At 66.0% G+C, this 17,504-nt stretch carries 17 protein-coding genes and 1 pseudogene; 7 read left to right on the top strand and 11 right to left on the bottom strand.

From position 1 onward, the window contains the following. Window positions 1–149: 149 nt before the first annotated feature. From KHY18_RS07555 to KHY18_RS07565, 3 genes are all read right to left on the bottom strand, one after another. On the bottom strand, window positions 150–929 hold the full coding sequence (locus tag KHY18_RS07555) for an abortive infection protein (protein ID WP_213297227.1): 780 nt from the start codon (window positions 927–929) through the stop codon (window positions 150–152). Window positions 930–987: 58 nt separating this feature from the next. Continuing rightward, window positions 988–2,376: an aminopeptidase P N-terminal domain-containing protein gene (locus KHY18_RS07560; protein WP_213297229.1), complete on the bottom strand. Its 1,389-nt coding sequence runs from the start codon at window positions 2,374–2,376 to the stop codon at window positions 988–990. 141 nt (window positions 2,377–2,517) lie between these two features. Next, on the bottom strand, window positions 2,518–3,318 hold the full coding sequence (locus tag KHY18_RS07565) for a nucleotidyltransferase family protein (protein ID WP_213297233.1): 801 nt from the start codon (window positions 3,316–3,318) through the stop codon (window positions 2,518–2,520). Window positions 3,319–3,467: 149 nt separating this feature from the next. On the opposite strand from KHY18_RS07565, the gene tkt reads away from it, so the two are divergent. The 3 genes from tkt (at window position 3,468) to KHY18_RS07580 (ending at window position 7,735) form a co-directional block, all read left to right on the top strand. Further along, window positions 3,468–5,510 carry a transketolase gene (gene tkt / locus KHY18_RS07570; protein WP_213297247.1) on the top strand — a complete coding sequence of 681 codons (2,043 nt, stop codon included), beginning with the start codon at window positions 3,468–3,470 and terminating at the stop codon, window positions 5,508–5,510. Window positions 5,511–5,555: 45 nt separating this feature from the next. Next, entirely contained in the window at window positions 5,556–6,560 is a 1,005-nt protein-coding gene (gap, locus tag KHY18_RS07575; RefSeq protein ID WP_213297250.1) for a type I glyceraldehyde-3-phosphate dehydrogenase, read from the top strand. Window positions 6,561–6,760: 200 nt separating this feature from the next. Next, window positions 6,761–7,735, top strand: coding sequence for a Bug family tripartite tricarboxylate transporter substrate binding protein (locus tag KHY18_RS07580; RefSeq protein WP_213297252.1), 975 nt, complete (start codon window positions 6,761–6,763; stop codon window positions 7,733–7,735). An 11-nt stretch (window positions 7,736–7,746) separates the two neighbouring features. Here KHY18_RS07580 and KHY18_RS07585 read toward each other — a convergent pair whose 3' ends face one another. The 4 genes from KHY18_RS07585 to KHY18_RS07600 all read right to left on the bottom strand — a co-directional run bounded on the left by KHY18_RS07585 (window position 7,747) and on the right by KHY18_RS07600 (window position 10,826). Further along, complete coding sequence (locus KHY18_RS07585) at window positions 7,747–8,721, bottom strand: tripartite tricarboxylate transporter substrate binding protein (RefSeq protein WP_213297254.1); 975 nt, start codon at window positions 8,719–8,721, stop codon at window positions 7,747–7,749. A gap of 40 nt (window positions 8,722–8,761) precedes the next feature. Beyond that, on the bottom strand, window positions 8,762–9,637 hold the full coding sequence (locus tag KHY18_RS07590) for an amidohydrolase family protein (protein WP_213297257.1): 876 nt from the start codon (window positions 9,635–9,637) through the stop codon (window positions 8,762–8,764). 212 nt (window positions 9,638–9,849) lie between these two features. Further along, complete coding sequence (locus KHY18_RS07595; protein ID WP_213297260.1) at window positions 9,850–10,353, bottom strand: pyridoxamine 5'-phosphate oxidase family protein; 504 nt, start codon at window positions 10,351–10,353, stop codon at window positions 9,850–9,852. A gap of 170 nt (window positions 10,354–10,523) precedes the next feature. Next, window positions 10,524–10,826 (bottom strand): hypothetical protein, encoded by a 303-nt coding sequence (locus tag KHY18_RS07600; RefSeq protein WP_213297262.1) that lies wholly within the window; start codon window positions 10,824–10,826, stop codon window positions 10,524–10,526. Window positions 10,827–11,032: 206 nt separating this feature from the next. Between KHY18_RS07600 and KHY18_RS07605 the strand changes: the two genes are divergently transcribed. The 3 genes and pseudogenes from KHY18_RS07605 to KHY18_RS07615 all read left to right on the top strand — a co-directional run. Continuing rightward, on the top strand, window positions 11,033–11,449 hold the full coding sequence (locus KHY18_RS07605; protein ID WP_213297264.1) for an OsmC family protein: 417 nt from the start codon (window positions 11,033–11,035) through the stop codon (window positions 11,447–11,449). Window positions 11,450–11,460: 11 nt separating this feature from the next. Continuing rightward, window positions 11,461–12,372 carry a pirin family protein gene (locus KHY18_RS07610; protein WP_213297267.1) on the top strand — a complete coding sequence of 304 codons (912 nt, stop codon included), beginning with the start codon at window positions 11,461–11,463 and terminating at the stop codon, window positions 12,370–12,372. A gap of 58 nt (window positions 12,373–12,430) precedes the next feature. Next, window positions 12,431–13,417 (top strand): annotated as a pseudogene (locus KHY18_RS07615) (lyase family protein); the annotation flags it as partial. Window positions 13,418–13,495: 78 nt separating this feature from the next. Here the strand turns inward: KHY18_RS07615 and KHY18_RS07620 are convergent. Further along, complete coding sequence (locus KHY18_RS07620) at window positions 13,496–13,855, bottom strand: HPF/RaiA family ribosome-associated protein (RefSeq protein WP_213297273.1); 360 nt, start codon at window positions 13,853–13,855, stop codon at window positions 13,496–13,498. A 208-nt stretch (window positions 13,856–14,063) separates the two neighbouring features. Between KHY18_RS07620 and KHY18_RS07625 the strand changes: the two genes are divergently transcribed. After that, on the top strand, window positions 14,064–14,939 hold the full coding sequence (locus KHY18_RS07625; RefSeq protein ID WP_213297276.1) for a gamma-glutamyl-gamma-aminobutyrate hydrolase family protein: 876 nt from the start codon (window positions 14,064–14,066) through the stop codon (window positions 14,937–14,939). A gap of 5 nt (window positions 14,940–14,944) precedes the next feature. Here the strand turns inward: KHY18_RS07625 and KHY18_RS07630 are convergent, their stop codons facing one another. From KHY18_RS07630 to KHY18_RS07640, 3 genes are all read right to left on the bottom strand, one after another. After that, window positions 14,945–15,415, bottom strand: coding sequence for an FKBP-type peptidyl-prolyl cis-trans isomerase (locus tag KHY18_RS07630; protein WP_213297279.1), 471 nt, complete (start codon window positions 15,413–15,415; stop codon window positions 14,945–14,947). A gap of 96 nt (window positions 15,416–15,511) precedes the next feature. After that, on the bottom strand, window positions 15,512–16,567 hold the full coding sequence (locus tag KHY18_RS07635; RefSeq protein WP_213297288.1) for a pirin family protein: 1,056 nt from the start codon (window positions 16,565–16,567) through the stop codon (window positions 15,512–15,514). Window positions 16,568–16,719: 152 nt separating this feature from the next. Continuing rightward, window positions 16,720–17,424 (bottom strand): glutathione S-transferase N-terminal domain-containing protein, encoded by a 705-nt coding sequence (locus KHY18_RS07640; protein WP_213297290.1) that lies wholly within the window; start codon window positions 17,422–17,424, stop codon window positions 16,720–16,722. Window positions 17,425–17,504 lie beyond the last annotated feature (80 nt).

The following is a 17,504-nucleotide window of genomic DNA, read 5'->3' on the forward strand; positions in this document are numbered from 1 at the left end:
AAAATGAGGCCCCCACGCTCCCTCACTTCGTGTGGTCGCTGCCCCCCAAGGGGGCGCGTTTTGCCTTGGGGCGGCCCGGCGGCAAAACCTGGCCCCCACGCTCCCTCACTTCGTGTGGTCGCGCTGGGGAGCAAAGCCCCCCAGATACCCTACAACACCGGCCCAATCAGCCCATGCGACATCAAATAGGTCAGCAGATGGGCCAGGATGGCGGCCTCGAGGCCAAAGCGCCAGCAAAGGAAGCCGCCCATCAGGCCGTAGACGACCTTGCCCAGCAGCACATGCAGCAGCAGCAGGCCCGGCAAGGGCCCGAGCAGCCACCAGGCGAGCAGCCAATGCGTCGCGGCCCAGAGCAGCGAACACAGCACGACCGCCGCCCAGCCCATGGCTGGCGAAGGCGGCATATCGGCGCGTCCCGACAGACGCCACACGCCCCAGAAGACCAAGGCCAGCATGCCCCAGCGCACCAGCAATTCGTTGGTCACGCTGCCGTACAGCAGCTTGGCCGCCAGCGGCATGGTGTAGAGCGGTTCAGCTGCCTTGACGCTCTCGGGCCAGACGATGGCCAGCGTCACCAGCCAGGCTGCACCCGCGACTCCGCCGGCCACGCCCGGCAGCCACACGCGCCGCAGCGCCTCGCGCGGCGAGCGGCCCGCAATCCAGGTAGTCAGAATCGGCGCCGCCAGCCCCACGCGCGGCGCGAGCTGCACGCCTATGCCCACGGCAAGCGCGAGCACTGAAGACAGTATCAGCAGCAGCGGCAGGCCCGGTTGTCCGAACGGCGGCGTCACGGGTTGGGTCCGCAGCCAATGCGGCACGATGGACCACACCATGGCCGACATGCCGGGCATTCCCAACAGCCAGAGCACCGTGAAGATGCGCCACTGAAGGCGCGGTGGTGCGGAGAGCGTGCTGGAAGCGTCGGACATGGGAGCAGTCAAGAAAAATGGAAGCGCATGCCGGAGCGTGCGCTGGTGCAGGCATGGTTCACGCCAGATCGCGCATCAGCGCTTCGATCTCATCGGCCTTCACGGGGACATCGCGCGTGATCAGCTCGCAGCCGTCCTCGGTGACGATGGCGTCGTCCTCGATGCGGATGCCTATATTGTGGAACGCCTCGGGCAGCTCGGCGCTGGCGCGCAGGTACAGGCCCGGTTCAATGGTGGTGCACATGCCCGGACGCAGGATGCGGCTGGGGCGCTGGCGCAGCGTTTCGCCCGAGAGCGCATCGCGCCGCGCCGGGCCGGTATCGTCGGCGCCGGGCTCGACATAACTGCCGCAGTCATGCACATCCATGCCCAGCCAGTGGCCGGTGCGGTGCATGTAATACGGGAAGTAGGCGCGCGTCTCGATCACGTCCTGGGCCGTGCCCACGCGGTTCGCGTCAAGAATGCCCAGGTCGAGCAGGCCCTGGGCCAGCACGGCCAGCGTCGCATCGTGCGGGTCGCTGAAACGCCGGCCCGCGCGCGTGACCGCCACGGCCGCTTCCTGGCTCGCGAGCACCAGGTCGTAGACCGCGCGCTGCGCGCCCGTGAACTTGCCGTCGGCGGGGAAAGTGCGCGTGATGTCGCTGGCGTAGCCGTCGAGTTCGCAGCCGGCGTCGATCAGCACCAGATCGCCGGGACGCACCAGCGCCTTGTCGGCCTGGTAATGCAGCACGCAGGCGTTGGCGCCGGCAGCGACGATGGAGCCGTACGCCGGATATTGCGAGCCATGCTGGCGGAATTCGTGCAGCAGTTCGGCGTCGAGGTGGTATTCGCGCACTTCTTCGCCGGCCCGCAGCATGCGCGCCGAGCGCTGCATGGCGCGCACATGGGCACCGGCGCTGATGCGTGCCGCGCGGCGCATGATGTCCTGCTCATGCGTGTCCTTGACCAGGCGCATTTCGTCGAGCAGCGCGCACAGATCACCCTGGTGGGTGGGAGACTGCACGCCCATGCGCACGCGGTTGCGCACCTGGGACAGCCAGGTTTCGACCTGCGCGGCGAGTCCGGTGTGAGTGGCGAACGGGAACCACACGCAGTTCGTGTTTTCCAGCAGACGCGGCAGCCGGGTGTTGATTTCGTTGCTCGAAAACGCCTGGTCCACGCCCAGCGTGGCGACGGCGGCCTCGGGGCCCAGGCGATAGCCGTCCCAGATTTCGCGCTCGAGGTCCTTGGGCTGGCAAAACAGCGTGCTCTGACCATCACCTTTGAGCACCAGACAAGCTTCGGGCTCGGTGAATCCGGTCAGGTAATAGAAGTAGCTGTCATGCCGGTAAAGGAAATCCGTGTCGCGATTGCGCGGGCGCACCGGTGCGGTGGGGATGATGGCCACGTCCTGGGGGCCCAGCTGGGCTGCCAGGCGCGCGCGGCGTTGGGCATAAACAGAGATCATGCCGGCTATCGTACTGCGCAGTTGCTTGCAAATGTATCCCCTAAATTAACGGTTTGACCACTATTTGCATTCTTGCGCTCAGAGATGTGTGCGGAAGGACGCGGCCGTGTCCTACGAAATGCCGAAATTTCTCACTGGGCCTCAGCCCTGCGGCGCGTTCAATCGATCGAGTCGCTCGGGCGTGCCCACATCGGTCCAGCGCCCGCAATAAATCGACGCGCCGACCCGGCCCGCGGCCATCGCGCGGCGCAGCAGCGGTCCTAGCGCCGCGCGCTCGCCTGCGGGGTTGCCCGCGGGAATCGCGCACCAGGGCGCGCCGAACAGCTCGGCACGCAGCAGTGCGATCGTGCTGTAGGTCCAGCGCGGGCGCGGATCGCCTTCGGGCAGATCGAGCGCCAGGCCCTGTTCCGACAGACCGAAGTCCCCCTTGGGATGGTGCTCTGGATTGGCCACGAGCCACAGATGGGCCAGCTGATCGCTGGCCGTGAAAGCGGCAGCCGCCGCCGCATCGAACGTGAAATCAGGCGCGAACACATCGCCGGCCGCGAGCCAGAACACCGCGCCCAGCTGCGGCAGCGCGCGCGCGATGCCGCCCGCGGTCTCGAGCGCCGAGCCCCGGCCCGACGGGTCTTCAGCGGAATAGATCAACGGCAGTTGCACGTCTTCGCTGCCGAACACGCTGCCCAGGCGCTGGGGAATCTGCGCGCCCAGCCAGCCGGTATTGATCACCGCGCGCGGCACGCCCGCAGCGGCCAGCGCCTGCAGATGCCACTGCAGCAGCGGCTGGCCCTGCACTTCGAGCAGGGGCTTGGGGCAGTGGTCGGTCAGCGGTCGCATGCGTTCGCCGCGCCCCGCGGCCAGCAGCATCGCGGGCGGCTGCAGCAGGCCTGCGGCAGGGGACACAACCGCCGTGAAAGGCGCGGAAAAAGGGGCGAAAGACATGCGCTGAATGCTCCGAAAATGCAGGCGGGTCAAGGGTTTGACCATGGGCTGCACTGTAGTGCATTGCCCCGCGATACGGCTCAAAACGGGCTGCCGCTTAAAATATCCGGCTTCCCCTGACAAACACCCTCCTTTTTCGGAGCGCCCTGATGGCCAACACTCAACAAATGGCGAATGCGATCCGCGCACTCGCAATGGATGCCGTTCAACAAGCCAACTCCGGTCACCCCGGCGCCCCCATGGGCATGGCCGATATGGCCGTAGCCCTGTGGAGCCGCCACCTGCAGCACAACCCGGTCAACCCGCACTGGGCCGACCGCGACCGTTTCATCCTGTCGAACGGCCATGGCTCGATGCTGATCTATGCGCTGCTGCACCTCACCGGCTACGACCTGCCGATGACCGAGCTGAAGAACTTCCGCCAACTGCACAGCAAGACCGCGGGCCATCCTGAAGTGGGCATCACCCCCGGCGTGGAAACCACCACCGGCCCGCTGGGCCAGGGCGTGACCAACGCCGTCGGCTTCGCGCTCGCCGAAAAGCTGCTGGCTTCGGAGTTCAACCGCAAGGGCCACGAAATCGTCAATCACCACACCTATGTGTTCATGGGTGACGGCTGCCTGATGGAAGGCATTTCGCACGAAGCCGCGGCGCTCGCCGGTGCCTGGAAGCTCAACAAGCTCGTGGCGCTGTACGACGATAACGGCATTTCGATCGACGGCCAGGTCGCTCCCTGGTTCATCGACAACACCGCCCAGCGTTTCGAAGCCTACGGCTGGAACGTGGTCGGCCCCGTGGACGGCCATGACGTCAACGCCGTCGACGCCGCGATCGCCCACGCCAAGCAAAGCGCGACCAAGCCCACGCTGATCATCTGCAAGACCAGCATCGGCAAGGGCTCGCCCAACCGCCAGGACACCGCCAAGGCCCACGGCGAACCCCTGGGCGGCGAAGAAATCGGCCTGACGCGCGCTGCGCTGGGCTGGTCGCACACGCCGTTCGAAATTCCCGCCGACGTCTACGGCGACTGGGATGCCAAGGCTGCCGGTGCCAAGACCGAAGCCGCCTGGAACAAGAAGTTCGCCGCCTACGCCAAGGCCTACCCCGAACTCGCGGCCGAATTCACGCGCCGCATGGCCGGCGACCTGCCGAAGAACTTCGCCCAGGTCGCGGTCAACACCGTGGTCGACACCATCACCAAGGGCGAAACCGTCGCCAGCCGCAAGGCCAGCCAGATGGCGCTCGAAGCATTCACCGCGGCCCTGCCCGAAATGCTCGGCGGCTCGGCCGACCTGACCGGCTCCAACCTGACCAACACCAAGAGCACGCCCGCGCTGCGCTTCGACGAAGCCGGTGCCGTGGTGAAGAACGAATACGGTGTCGGCGGCCGCCACATCAACTACGGCGTGCGCGAGTTCGGCATGGCCGCGATCATGAACGGCATTGCGCTGCATGGCGGTTTCATTCCCTACGCCGGCACGTTCCTGACGTTCAGCGATTACAGCCGCAACGCCATCCGCATGGCCGCGCTGATGAAGCAGCGCGTGATCCACGTGTTCACCCACGACTCCATCGGTCTGGGCGAAGACGGCCCCACCCACCAGTCGATCGAGCACGCCGCGAGCCTGCGCCTGATCCCCGGTCTGGACGTCTGGCGTCCGGGTGACACCACCGAAACCGCGGTCGCCTGGAGCGCCGCGCTGTCGCAGCGCAACAAGCCCACGGCCCTGCTGCTGAGCCGCCAGAACCTGGCCTATGCACGCAAGCGCGACGCCGGCGACATCAGCCGCGGCGCCTACGTGCTGAGCGAACCCGCCGACATCGGCCTGACGCAGGCCGCCCAGGCCGTGATCATCGCCACCGGCTCCGAAGTGCAACTGGCACTGGCCGCGCAAAAGCTGCTGGCCACGAAGAAGATCGCCGTGCGCGTGGTTTCCATGCCCAGCACCACGACCTTCGACCGTGAAGACGTCAAGTACAAGACCAAGGTGCTGCCCGCCAATCTGCCACGCGTCGCCGTGGAAATGGGCGTGACCGACTTCTGGTGGAAGTACGGTTGCGCGGCCGTGGTCGGTATCGACAGCTACGGCGAATCGGCGCCGGCCAACGTGCTGTTCAAGCACTTCGGCTTCACCGAGGAAAATGTCGCGGCAACGGTCCAGGCCGTGCTGCGCCAGCAGAAGAAGAAGTAATCCGTCCAGGAACAGGTTTTCGTCATTTCACTTCAAGAGGCAAATATGACCATCAAAGTAGGTATCAACGGGTTCGGCCGCATCGGCCGCATGGTGTTCCGCGCAGCCGTGCAGAACTTTGGCAGCGACATTGAAATCGTCGCCATCAACGACCTGCTCGAACCCGATTACCTGGCTTACATGCTCAAGTACGACAGCGTGCATGGCCGCTTCCAGGGCACCGTGGCCGTCGAAGGCAACACGCTGGTGGTCAATGGCAAGGCCATCCGCCTGACGCAGGAGCGTGATCCTGCCGCCCTGAAGTGGAACGAAGTCGGCGCCGACATCGTGATCGAAGCCACGGGCCTGTTCCTGACCAAGGAAACCGCACAGAAGCACCTCGACGCAGGCGCGAAGAAGGTCATCCTGTCGGCTCCTTCCAAGGACGACACCCCGATGTTCGTGTTCGGCGTGAACTGCAAGACCTACGCCGGCGAAGCCATCATCTCCAACGCTTCGTGCACCACCAACTGCCTGGCCCCCGTGGCCAAGGTGCTGAACGACAAGTGGGGCATCAAGCGCGGCCTGATGACCACCGTGCACGCTGCCACGGCAACGCAAAAGACCGTCGACGGCCCGTCGAACAAAGACTGGCGCGGCGGCCGCGGCATTCTGGAAAACATCATTCCTTCGAGCACTGGCGCCGCCAAGGCCGTGGGCGTGGTGATTCCCGAGTTGAACAAGAAGCTCACGGGCATGTCCTTCCGCGTGCCGACTTCCGACGTGTCGGTGGTCGATCTGACCGTGGAACTGAACAGCGAAGCCACCTACGCTGAAATCTGCGCCGAAATGAAGGCCCAGTCCGAAGGCGCGCTCAAGGGCGTGCTGGGTTACACCGAAGACAAGGTGGTTGCCACCGACTTCCGCGGTGAATCCTGCACTTCGGTGTTCGACGCCGAAGCCGGCATCGCGCTGGACTCGACTTTCGTCAAGGTCGTGAGCTGGTACGACAACGAATGGGGCTACTCGAACAAGTGCCTCGAGATGGTGCGCGTAGTCGCTGCCAAGTAATCAGACCGGTCTGCGCTGACGAGCGCAAATCAGTGGCAAAGCGCCAGTCCTGCAAGGGGCTGGCGCTTTTTTCATGGGGCGGGCAAGAATGTTTTCCGCATTTGCTCATGCGAAAGAATGCGTTGGCGGCATAAGTGCGCATCCCTAGACTGGCTGGTCCAACGGCTTTGCCGTCCGCTACCCGCCTACCGTCTCACGCCATGCACCTGCCTTCCCTGACCCGCCGCCGCGTTCTCGCTTCCACCGCCCTTGCCTGGGGCGTCAGCCTGGCGGGTCTGGCCCATGCGGCCGACCGCACCATCCATATCGTCGTGCCGTTCGGCGCGGGCGCGGTGCAGGACACGGTGCTGCGCGCGTTCAGCAACGAGCTGGGCCAGGCGCTGCAGGCGACCATCGTCATCGAGAACAAGCCCGGCGCGGGCGGCACGCTGGGCACGCAGGGCGTGGCCCGGTCCAGGCCCGATGGCAACACGCTGGTGATGGCGGCCGCAAGCCACCATTTCACGGGCTACATGTACCCCAAGCTGGGCTTCCACCCGGTCAATGACTTCGAGCCCGTGGCCCTGGTTGCGTCGTCGGGCTATGTGATCGCCGCGCCCGCGGGCAAGGAGCGCACGCTGGCGCAATGGGTTGCCGCCGCCAAGGCCAGCCCCACGCCCTGGAACTACGCGTCGGCCGGCAACGGCAGCGCCTCGCACCTGGGCATGGCCTCGTTCCTGGCCCAGGCCGGCGTCGAGCAGCAACACATTCCCTACAAGTCGACCGGCGACGCCGTGCGCGAGCTGCTCGCCGGCCGCGTGCAGGGCGTGACGGCCGCGACCACGGGCCTGATTGCCTTCAAGGACGACCCGCGCGTGCAGTTGCTGGCCTATACCGGCCCCAAGCGCTCGCCGTTCCTGCCCGACCTGCCCACCGTTGCGGAATCGGGCTTCGCGGGCTTCCAGTTCGACACCTGGTACGGCCTGCTCGCTCCGGCCGGCACGCCGGCCGCCGAAGTGCGCAAGATCAACGCCGCGGTCAACAAGGTGATGGCCGACCCGGTGGTGCAGGAACGCGTGCGCAAGCTCGGCGCCGAAGCCGCGACCGACACGCCCGCGGGCTTCAAGCAGCTGCTGGCGAAAGACTGGATCAACGCGGGCAATGTGGTGCGCGTTTCGGGCGCACGCGTCGAATAAGGCCGGCGGTATCAGTCGAGCTTGATATTGCGCGCCTTGACCACGGCTTGCCAGCGCGTGCTCTCCGCCTTGATGAAAGCCGAGAACTCCTGCGCGCTGTTGCCCACGGGCTCGAGGCCGGCACGCATCAATCGCTCGCGCACGCCGGCGTCGGCGACGGCTTCACGCGTGGCCTTGCCCAGCAGTTCGACGATGTCCTTGGGGGTGTTCTTCGGCAGGAAGACGCCGTTCCATTCGAGCACCTCGAAATCCGGCATGCCGCTCTCGCGCAGCGTGGGCACGTTGTCCAGGCCCTGGACCCGCTTGCGCGAGCTGACGGCCAGCGCGCGCAGCTTGCCGCCGTTGAGGTACTGCAGCGTCGACGCGGCATTGCCGAAGTACATGTCGACCTGGCCGGCCATCACATCGGTCAGGGCGGGAGCGCCGCCCTTGTAGGGCACGTGCAGCGTTTCCATCTTGGCCTGGTCGTTGAGCATTTCCGCGGCCAGGTGCGAGCCGGTGCCGGCGCCGGCCGAGGCATAGGTCAGCTTGCCCGGCGACTGCTTCGCCGCGGCGACCAGCTCGGCCACGGTCTTGTACGGCTTGCTGCTGCCGACCACCAGGATCTGCGGCGCCGTCGCCACAAGCGACACCGGAATGAAATCCTTCATCGGGTCGTAGGGCAGCTTGCGCAACGCGCCGTTCACGCCGAAGGCCGAGGCGTCGTACAGAACCGTATAGCCGTCGGGCAAGGCCTTGGCCACGCTGTCCGCGCCGATGACGCCGCCCGCGCCGGGCTTGTTCTCGATGACCACCGACTGGCCCAGGATCTCGCCCATGCGCTGGGCCACGATGCGCGCCGTGTTGTCGGCGCCGCCGCCCGCGGAGTACGGCACGACCATGCGGATCGGCCGGTCGGGCCAGGCGGCCCAGCTGGCCAGCGGCAGCAATGCAGCGGCCAGGACGAGAACGCGGCGGCCGCGCAGAATTGGGGATGGGTTGAACATGGTGATGTCTCCTTTTTTTAGGTATGGGTATCCGGGCCGGTCAGGCGCTGTCGAAGCCGTACAGCGCCGCCGGGTTGTCGACCAGCACGCGCTGGCGCACTTTTTCGTCGCCGCTCCAGCGCGCCAGCAGATCGAACAGTTCGGCGTCATCGGGCTTGCGTTCGGTCTCGGTGGTGTGCGGCCAGTCGCTGCCCCACACCAGGCGCTCGGGCGCGGCACGCACCCAGGCGCGCGCCACGGCATCGGTATCGGCGTAGCCCTGGCCATGGGGTTGGCGTGTGTCGAGATAGGCGCCGGACAGCTTGACCCACGCCCGCCCTTGGTCGAGCAGGCCGCGAATCAGCGCGAACGCTGGATGCGCCGTGCCCATGGGCAAAGGCAGGCGTCCGAGGTGGTCGAAGACCAGCGGCGTGGGCAGCCGCTGCAGCATCGACTGGTGGGCCAGCAGTTGATCGGCGCTCCAGTGCAGCTGCAGATGCCAGCCCCAGGCGTGCACGCGCTGCGCCAGCGGCTCCACCATCTCGAAGCCCACGGCCGCATGCACTGCGGTGTGCAGCGAAAAGCGTATGCCGCGTATGCCGCCGGCGTGCAGCGCCTGCAGCTCAGCATCGGTGATGACGGGGTTGACCACGGCAACGCCACGCGTGCGGTCGCTGCCCAGTTGCTGGATCGCGTCCAGCGTCACGCGGTTGTCGGTGCCGAACAGCCGGGGCTGGACAACGACAGTGCGCGTGGTGCCGTTCAAGGCTTGTATTTGACGATATTCAGCGACCGTCGCCCCCGGCAGCACCGCGGCGATGGGCGCAAAGCGCGGGTCGAGGATGTGCATGTGCGCATCGCAGGCCCCTGCAGGCGCCGATGTTGCCGGCCGCGCCTGCGCGCTGGTGTTGGGCAACGCTGCAGCGGGCACCGTCATGCGCACGCCTGCAAATCAGAGGAAAAGTTGTCGTCAGCGGTGAAAATGCGGTTCATGCCCCAGTGTAGGCATGGGTGTATGCATAAATAAACCGCTGGTTGCTACGATCATTTGATAGAAAAACTATCTTCTCAGACGCGGAATCCTTGCCTGCGGCTGACCAGGCGCGACCGACAGCGAGACCGCCATCGGCACAGCGCCCCCATGCAGACTTACAGGCGTATGGTGCCGTGTTCGCCCATGCCCTTGGGCTCTTCGCCCGTGATCGCGGCCTTGGCGATCTTGTAGAGCTGCACCAGCTTGTTTTCCTTCACGTCCCAGTATTCGGCCGACGTCACGGGCGCGACCAGCACCACCAGATCGGGGTCGTCGATGCCGCCGGGGAACCAGGCCTTGGCGGCCGTGGACCAGAGCTTTTCCTTGAGCACGCGGTCTTCGCTCAGACGGGCCGTGCTGCTGACCGACACGTAGCTGTCCTCGTCGGGATCGGCGAAACTGATCTGGATATTGGCGTCGTGCGTCACGCAATGCGCGAGATCGTTCTTCTTGTCCAGCAGGAAGTAGAAGTTCACATGCTCGTCCATGCCTTCCTTGTTGGCCATGGTCATGGGACAGGCCTTCAGGCTGCCGTCCTCGTGGCGGTGGGTGATCATCGCAAAGCGAATCCCCTTGACCAGTTTCCAAAGGGTTTCGCGTGGATGGGTGGTGTCGGCCATGTGCATCTCCTGGTGAACGGGTGAAGCTTCCACTCTAGTCACAGGATGGTGCGTGGTATGTCGGAGAACGGCCCCTGCGCCTGTCCCCCGACCGGCACCCACGCGGTCCCCGCAGGCAACAAAAAAGCCCCTTGCGGGGCTTTTTATCGATTGCAGGCATGGCTATAACCTCAAGCTTCGGCCTCGGCATTGACTGCGGCAACGACGGCCGCCGGGGACACACCCTGAAGCTCGATCGCACCCTGGGACATATAAAGCTCGAATTCATCCTTGGCCAGCGTGACCGTCACGGGCTGGCCTTCCGACTCCCACGACACCACCAGGCTCGCCAGCGCGGTGTCTACCTGGACCATCTGGCCCACGGGAATTTCTTCAAGTGCACCGTCACCGACACGATGTTGAACAAGACCAACGATACGGGCCTGGAAATGCTCGGGCAAGGCGACGCCAGGTGCAGTGGTGGGATTGGTCATGTGAATCTCCTGAAAGAGGTGAAGAGCGCTGGGCCCGATAGCGCCGTTGGCAGGCACGGACCCAGGAATGGATGCAGCCACCAATTTAATGCCTTTGCATGACTCGGCTTGTCAGCCATATGCTTCTTCGACATCTCTCGCAGCGGCTATGCTCGAGGCACGCACCGTTCGCAGGGCCGCGCCTTGCTTGAAAAGAAAGCTTCTCCATGGCCGACAGCGCATTTGCCGCCAGCACCACCTTGCCCTACCGCGTCACGCTGACCGACTCCGCGGGTCACAGCTGGCATGCCGATGAACCTCCTGCGCTCGGCGGCGGCGACACCGCCCCGAGCCCGATGCAGCTGCTGCTGTCGGCGCTGGGCGCCTGCACCACGGTCACGCTGCAGATGTATGCCCAGCGCAAGCAATGGCCGCTGCAGGCGGTGCATGTCGCGCTGCAGCTGAACGCCGGCGGCAAGCCCGCGAGCGGCAACGCCATCGAACGCCGCATCACGCTGGAAGGTCCGCTCGACGACAGCCAGCGCGACCGCCTGCTGCAGATTGCGCAAGCCTGCCCCGTGCACAAGCTGCTGACCGGAGAAGTGCACATTGCCACGCAGCTGACCGAAAACGCCGCCACCTGAAAGAAAACGCCATGTCCCACGTCGCTTCTCCCGAACTTCTGACGACCCGCCTGGCCGATGTCGGCGGCATTCCCGTGCACCGCGCCGTGCCCCAGCGCGCGCTGCGCAAGGTCGGCGCCTGGTGCTTTCTCGATCACCTGGGCCCGTCGGTACAGCATGGCGACAAGAGCATGCAGGTCGGCCCGCACCCGCACATCGGCCTGCAGACTTTCACCTGGATGATCGAAGGCGAAGTGCTGCACCGCGACAGCCTCGGGTCGGAGCAAGTGATACGCCCGGGCCAGATCAATCTGATGACCTCGGGCCGGGGCATCGCCCACTCCGAGGAAAGCCTGGGCAGCCCGCGCATGCATGCGGCCCAGCTGTGGATCGCGCTGCCCGGGGACGAACGCACCATGGCGCCGCGCTTTCAGCACTATCCCGACGTGCCGCGCTGCACGCAGGACGGCCTGGAGATCTGCGTGCTCGCGGGCGAAGCGCTGGGCCAGGTCTCGCCCGTGCAGGTGCACAGCCCGCTGGTCGCGCTCGATCTGCACCTGAAGCCGGATGCGCCGGCCGCGGTCACGACCACGCTCGCGCTGCGTGCCGACTTCGAATACGCGGTGCTCGGTCTCACGGGCGAAGTCGCGGTCGACGGCCAGGCCGTCGCGCCCGATGAACTGCTGTTCCTGCCCGCGGGCCGCAGCACGCTCGCGTTGCAATGCACGCCCGGCACGCGGCTGCTGCTGGTCGGCGGCGCGCCCATGAACGAAGACGTGCTGGTGTGGTGGAACTTCGTCGGCCGCACGCAGGAAGAAATCGCCCAGGCGCTGGCCGACTGGCAGGCCGGGCCCGAGGCGTCTGACCGCTTCGGCGCGCGCGTCGCCTCGCCGCTCGCGCCGCTGCAGGCCCCTGTGCTCGAAGGCCGGCTGCGCGCGGGCTGAAGCCGCGCCGGATCTGGCGCGCGAAGTTATGCACCAAACAGGTGCAATTCATGCGCGCACCGACGATGCCTACCCGACCGCGCTCAAGCTCGCGACCTGGTTCGGCATCCAGCATCTGCTCGCCGCCCTGGCCGCCCTGCGTGGCGCCTTCCAGGCCAAGGCCGACGAATTCGCCCCCCTGCTCAAGATCGGCCGCACACAACTACAAGACGCCGTGCCGATGACGCTGGGCCAGGAATTCGCCGCCTTCGCCGCGATGATTGCCGACGACGAGAAGCGCCTGCGCGAATCCGCGTACCTGATGACCGAGATCAACCTGGGCGGCACCGCCATAGGCACGGGCATCAACGCGCCCGTGGGCTATGTGGACGTGGTCATTCCCAAGCTCGCCGAGCTGTCGGGCGTGCCCGTGACCCGGGCCACGAACCTGATCGCGGCCACGGCCGACACCGGCGCCTTTGTCGATGTCTCGGGCATCCTCAAGCGCATCGCGAGCAAGCTGTCGAAGATCAGCAACGATCTGCGCCTGCTGTCGTCGGGCCCGCAGGCCGGCATTGCCGACATCCAGCTGCCCGCACGCCAGGCCGGCTCATCCATCATGCCGGGCAAGGTCAACCCGGTGATCCCCGAAGTGATGAACCAGGTCTGCTTCGAAGTGATAGGCAACGACGTGGCGATCACCATGGCCTCTGAAGCCGGCCAGCTGCAGCTCAATGCGTTCGAGCCGCTGATGGGCTGGGCGCTGCACAAGAGCCTCACGCACCTGGCGCGCGCCTGCCATACGCTGCAGGTGAACTGCGTCGAAGGCATTACCGCCAACGCGCCCCTGCTGGCCGCGCGCATCGCCGAATCGGTGACGCTGGTGACGGCGCTGAACCCGCTGATCGGCTACGAGAAATCGGCCGCGATCGCCAAGGCGGCCATTGCCAGCGGCCGCCCGATCGCCGAAGTCGCCGAAAGCCTGGGCATCATGGGCCGCGGCGAAATGCAGCAGCTGCTGGTGGCCGACAAGCTGACCCGCGCCGGCGCGCTCGTCCCGGCGTAACTCACGCCGCATGAAAAAAGGGCGCCCGGGGCGCCCTTTTTTGCGGTGAAGTCGCGACCTCGAAGGCCGCGGCGCGGATCAGACTTCGTCCGACGGTTCCTGGGTGCGAATCGTCTCGCGACCGTTCTTGTCCTTGAGACGGCCCAGGTCGGTTTCGACCGCGCGCATCAGTTTTTCGGTCGCCGCGGTGACGGCGTCGGCGATTTTCTCGGCTTCGGCGTTCACCGCGATCGGTTGGCGGCCATTGACCCGGGTTTCAAGTACGCAGCGCTTGAGACCGCCCTGGGTCTTGCGCGCATCGGTGTCGGACAGGAAAACTTCGACCCTCGTGATGTATTCCTTGAAACGCGTCAAGCGCGTCTGGAGTTCACTCTGCACCCACTTCGACAGAGATTCGCCCCCTGCTACGAGGTTGTCCGTGTGCACCTGGATTTGCATGCCTGTCTCCTTTGGCCTGGTTGGTTCGGTACCCATCCTAGCCCCAAAAAGGCCGGCCGTCATTGTCCTGACATCTGGTAATGAATGAACACGTAACGAGACACCGGCTGCGCGCACAATGGTCGAGGTTGGACGGCGCGCATGTCAGCGCCATAATCCAGCCATCCGCAGCGACCCGGCGCTTTTGCCTCGCACCAGCCTCCAAGCCATGTCCCAGCCAGCTTCGCGACGCCTCAAAATCGGACTGTCGGCCTGCTTCTCGCACGCCGACCAGGAACGCTCCCTGTTCACCGGCAAGACCCTGCAATACGTCGAGCAATCGATCGCCCACTGGATCATGTCCGCGGGCGCGATGGTGGTGATGGTGCCATGCCCCACGGGCGAAACCGCGCGCGGCGACGTGACGCTGGCGCACTATGCCGACTGGCTCGATGGCGTGGTGATGCATGGCGGCGCCGATGTCTGGCCGGGCAGCTACGGCGAAGAGCCGCTGCGCCCCGAATGGCTGGGCGACCGGGTGCGCGATCTGTACGATCTGGCGCTGGTGGAAGCGTTTTCCCAGGCGGGCAAGCCCATCTTCGGCGTGTGCCGCGGCCTGCAACTGATCAACGTGGCTTTCGGCGGCACGCTCTACCAGGACCTGCTGACCCAGGTGCCGGGCGCGCAGGTGCACCGCGACGCCAAGCAATACGACCGCCACGCGCACGACATCGCGCTGGTCTCGGGCTCGCGCCTGGCCCAGCTGTATCCGGGCCAGCAACGCGCGCGCGTCAACAGCATCCACCATCAGGGCATCAAGCAGATCGCACCCAACTTCGAAGTCGAGGCCTGGAGCATTCCCGACCACATTCCCGAAGCCATACGCCGCAATCCGCGGAATGCGGGCGGCTATATCGCGGCCACGCAGTGGCACCCTGAATTTCGCAGCGCCGACAACAGCACGCTCGACGATTCAGCGCTGCTCAGCGACTTCCTGCAGGCCTGCAGCCGCAGCCGCACTTTCCCCTTCCCGGGCCACAGCCCGTTCCAGATCCGCGACCGCGCCGCGCGGCTGCTCAAGCGGGCGCTGCTGAGACGCCGCTGATCACCTCAATGGTGGTGACCATGGCCGCCATGCACATGGCGGTGGGTGATTTCCTCGGCCGTCGCGGGGCGCACTTCGTTGACCTTGCAGGTGAAGCGCAGCGCCATGCCCGCGAGCGGGTGGTTGCCGTCGAGCAGCACTTCGGGACCCTTGATCTTCACCACGTGGTAAATCTGCGGTTCGCCCTGGTCGTTGCTGCCGCGCAGCTGGCCGCCGACCTTGACGCCTGGCGGGAATTCGGCCTTGGGAATGCTGCGCTTGAGGCTTTCGTCGCGCGCGCCGAATGCGTCCTCGACAGCCAGGTCCACGGTCAGCGTGGCGCCCACGGCCTTGCCTTCGAGTGCTTCCTCGACCTTGGCGAACAGGTTGTCGTAGCCGCCATGCAGATAGGCCACATCGCCGTCGTCGAGGCGCTTGCCCTGCGGGTCAGTGATCGTGTAATGGATGGTGACCGCGGTATCTTTGCTGATGTTCATTGAAAAGTGTCCATTCAAAGGGCTGCGTCCAGCCCGGCGCTGGCATTGTCCCCGATTGCGGCGCGCCGTGGCGCAGCCGCGCGGGGACAGCCCTTCTCATTCGCCGGTGCTGGCGGGCGGCGATTCGTCGTCCGTCTGGCCCGGATAGCGCGCGAACCGGCGCGGCGAACTGCCGTGCACCGGGTCCTGCTCGGGCCAGGGCCAGCCGCCGAACTGCGTGTTGCGGTAGTCCTGCAGCGCCTGCATGATTTCCTGCTGGGTGTTCATCACGAACGGGCCATACTGCGCGACCGGCTCGGCCAGCGGCTTTCCTTGCAGCAGCAGGCATTCGACCGGCGTGCTGCCGCTGTTGACCAGTTGCCAGTCCTGGCCCGCGACGAGTTCGAGCGCCGCATGCTGGTCGGCCAGCGCATTGCCGATCTGCAACTGCTCGCCCGCGAAGAAATACAGCATGCGGCGCGTGCCTTCACCGCGCGCCGCGGGCAGCGTCCAGGACGCGCCGGGCTCGAGCAGCAGCGTCCAGATCGCGAGGTCGGACGCGTCCTGCGCGGCCCAGGATTCGGGCGGCGGCGCAAGCGCGGGATCGGCGCCTTCGAGCGCGCCCGCGACCACGGTCACCGTGGTGCGCTTGCCGCCCGCGTCGGTGTGCACCAGGCGCGGAATGCGCTCGTCCCAGAACATGGTGAAGTGCGGCGCGACCATCTTCGAGGCCGCGGGCAGGTTCAGCCAGATCTGGAACAGTTCGAGCGGATTGGGGCCGTCGGTGTTGAGCAGCGGAAACATTTCCGAATGCACCACGCCGCGGCCCGCCGTGAGCCATTGCACGTCGCCGCGGCCGAAGCGCGCCGCCGCACCGAGCGAATCGGAATGGTCGATCAGGCCCTTGCGCACCAGCGTGACGGTTTCGAAGCCGCGGTGCGGGTGGCCGGGAAAGCCGGGCACGCTGTCGCCGTGGTACATGCTCCAGCCGTCCTTGCGGCTGAAGTCGCTGCCCATCTGCCGGCCTTCGAATTCGACCGACTGCACGCCCATGCGGCCGTTACCGGCCGGATAGCTGTCGTCATGGTGGGCACAGAACAGGAACGGATCGAGCGTGGGCCACAAGGGCCCCAGCGGCTGGGCCTGAAGGACGGGTTGAATGGCGGTGTTCATGGCGGGGCTCCTTGTAATGGCATGCCTGCGGCCGCACCGGCGAGGCCGGCGGCAGGCAAAACGAAAGATACGCCATTACATGCGACCGCAGGCCGCAAAGAGAAGGCCCACCCATGGGACGGTGTGTCGCGCTGTCAGCACGCCGCCAGGCGTTACGAGCGAGGAGGAATCTCCAGCCCGCGCTGCACGGCCGGGCGTTGCTGCCACTGGTCGAGCACACGATGCAGCTGGCTGAAACGCTGCCAGCCGACGAGGTCCGCGGCTTCGTAGAAGCCCACCAGATTGCGCACCCAGGGCAGGATGGCGATGTCGGCAATGGTGTAGTCGGCGCCCATGATCCAGTCGCGGCCTTCGAGGCGCTGGTCCAGCACCTGCAGCAGGCGCTGCGACTCGGCGACATAGCGGTCGCGTGGACGCTTGTCTTCGTATTCCTTGCCCGCGAAGCGGTGGAAGAAGCCCAGCTGACCGAACATCGGGCCCACGCCGCCCATCTGGAACATCAGCCACTGCAGCGTCTCGTAGCGCGCGCCTGCATCGCGTGGAATGAACTGCCCGGTCTTCTCGGCCAGGTAGACCAGGATGGCGCCCGACTCGAACAGCGCCAGCGGCTTGCCGTCCGGACCATTCGGATCGAGGATGGCCGGAATCTTGTTGTTCGGGTTCAGCGACAGGAACTCGGGCGAAAGCTGGTCCTGGCTGTCGAAACGCACGGTATGCGCTTCATAGGCCAGGCCGGTCTCCTCGAGCATGATCGATACCTTGACGCCATTGGGCGTGGGCAACGAGTACAGCTGCAGGCGCTCGGGATGCTGCGGCGGCCATTTGCGGGTGATGGGAAAGACAGACAGATCGGTCATGGGCATCGGGCAGAGTTGCAATGGACAAACGACTGCCGCCACGCAAGAGGCAGTCTCCCGGGCCTGCACATCCAGGCCCA

It is taken from the genome of Acidovorax sp. CCYZU-2555, from assembly GCF_018413525.1.
Taxonomy (GTDB): domain Bacteria; phylum Pseudomonadota; class Gammaproteobacteria; order Burkholderiales; family Burkholderiaceae_C; genus Comamonas.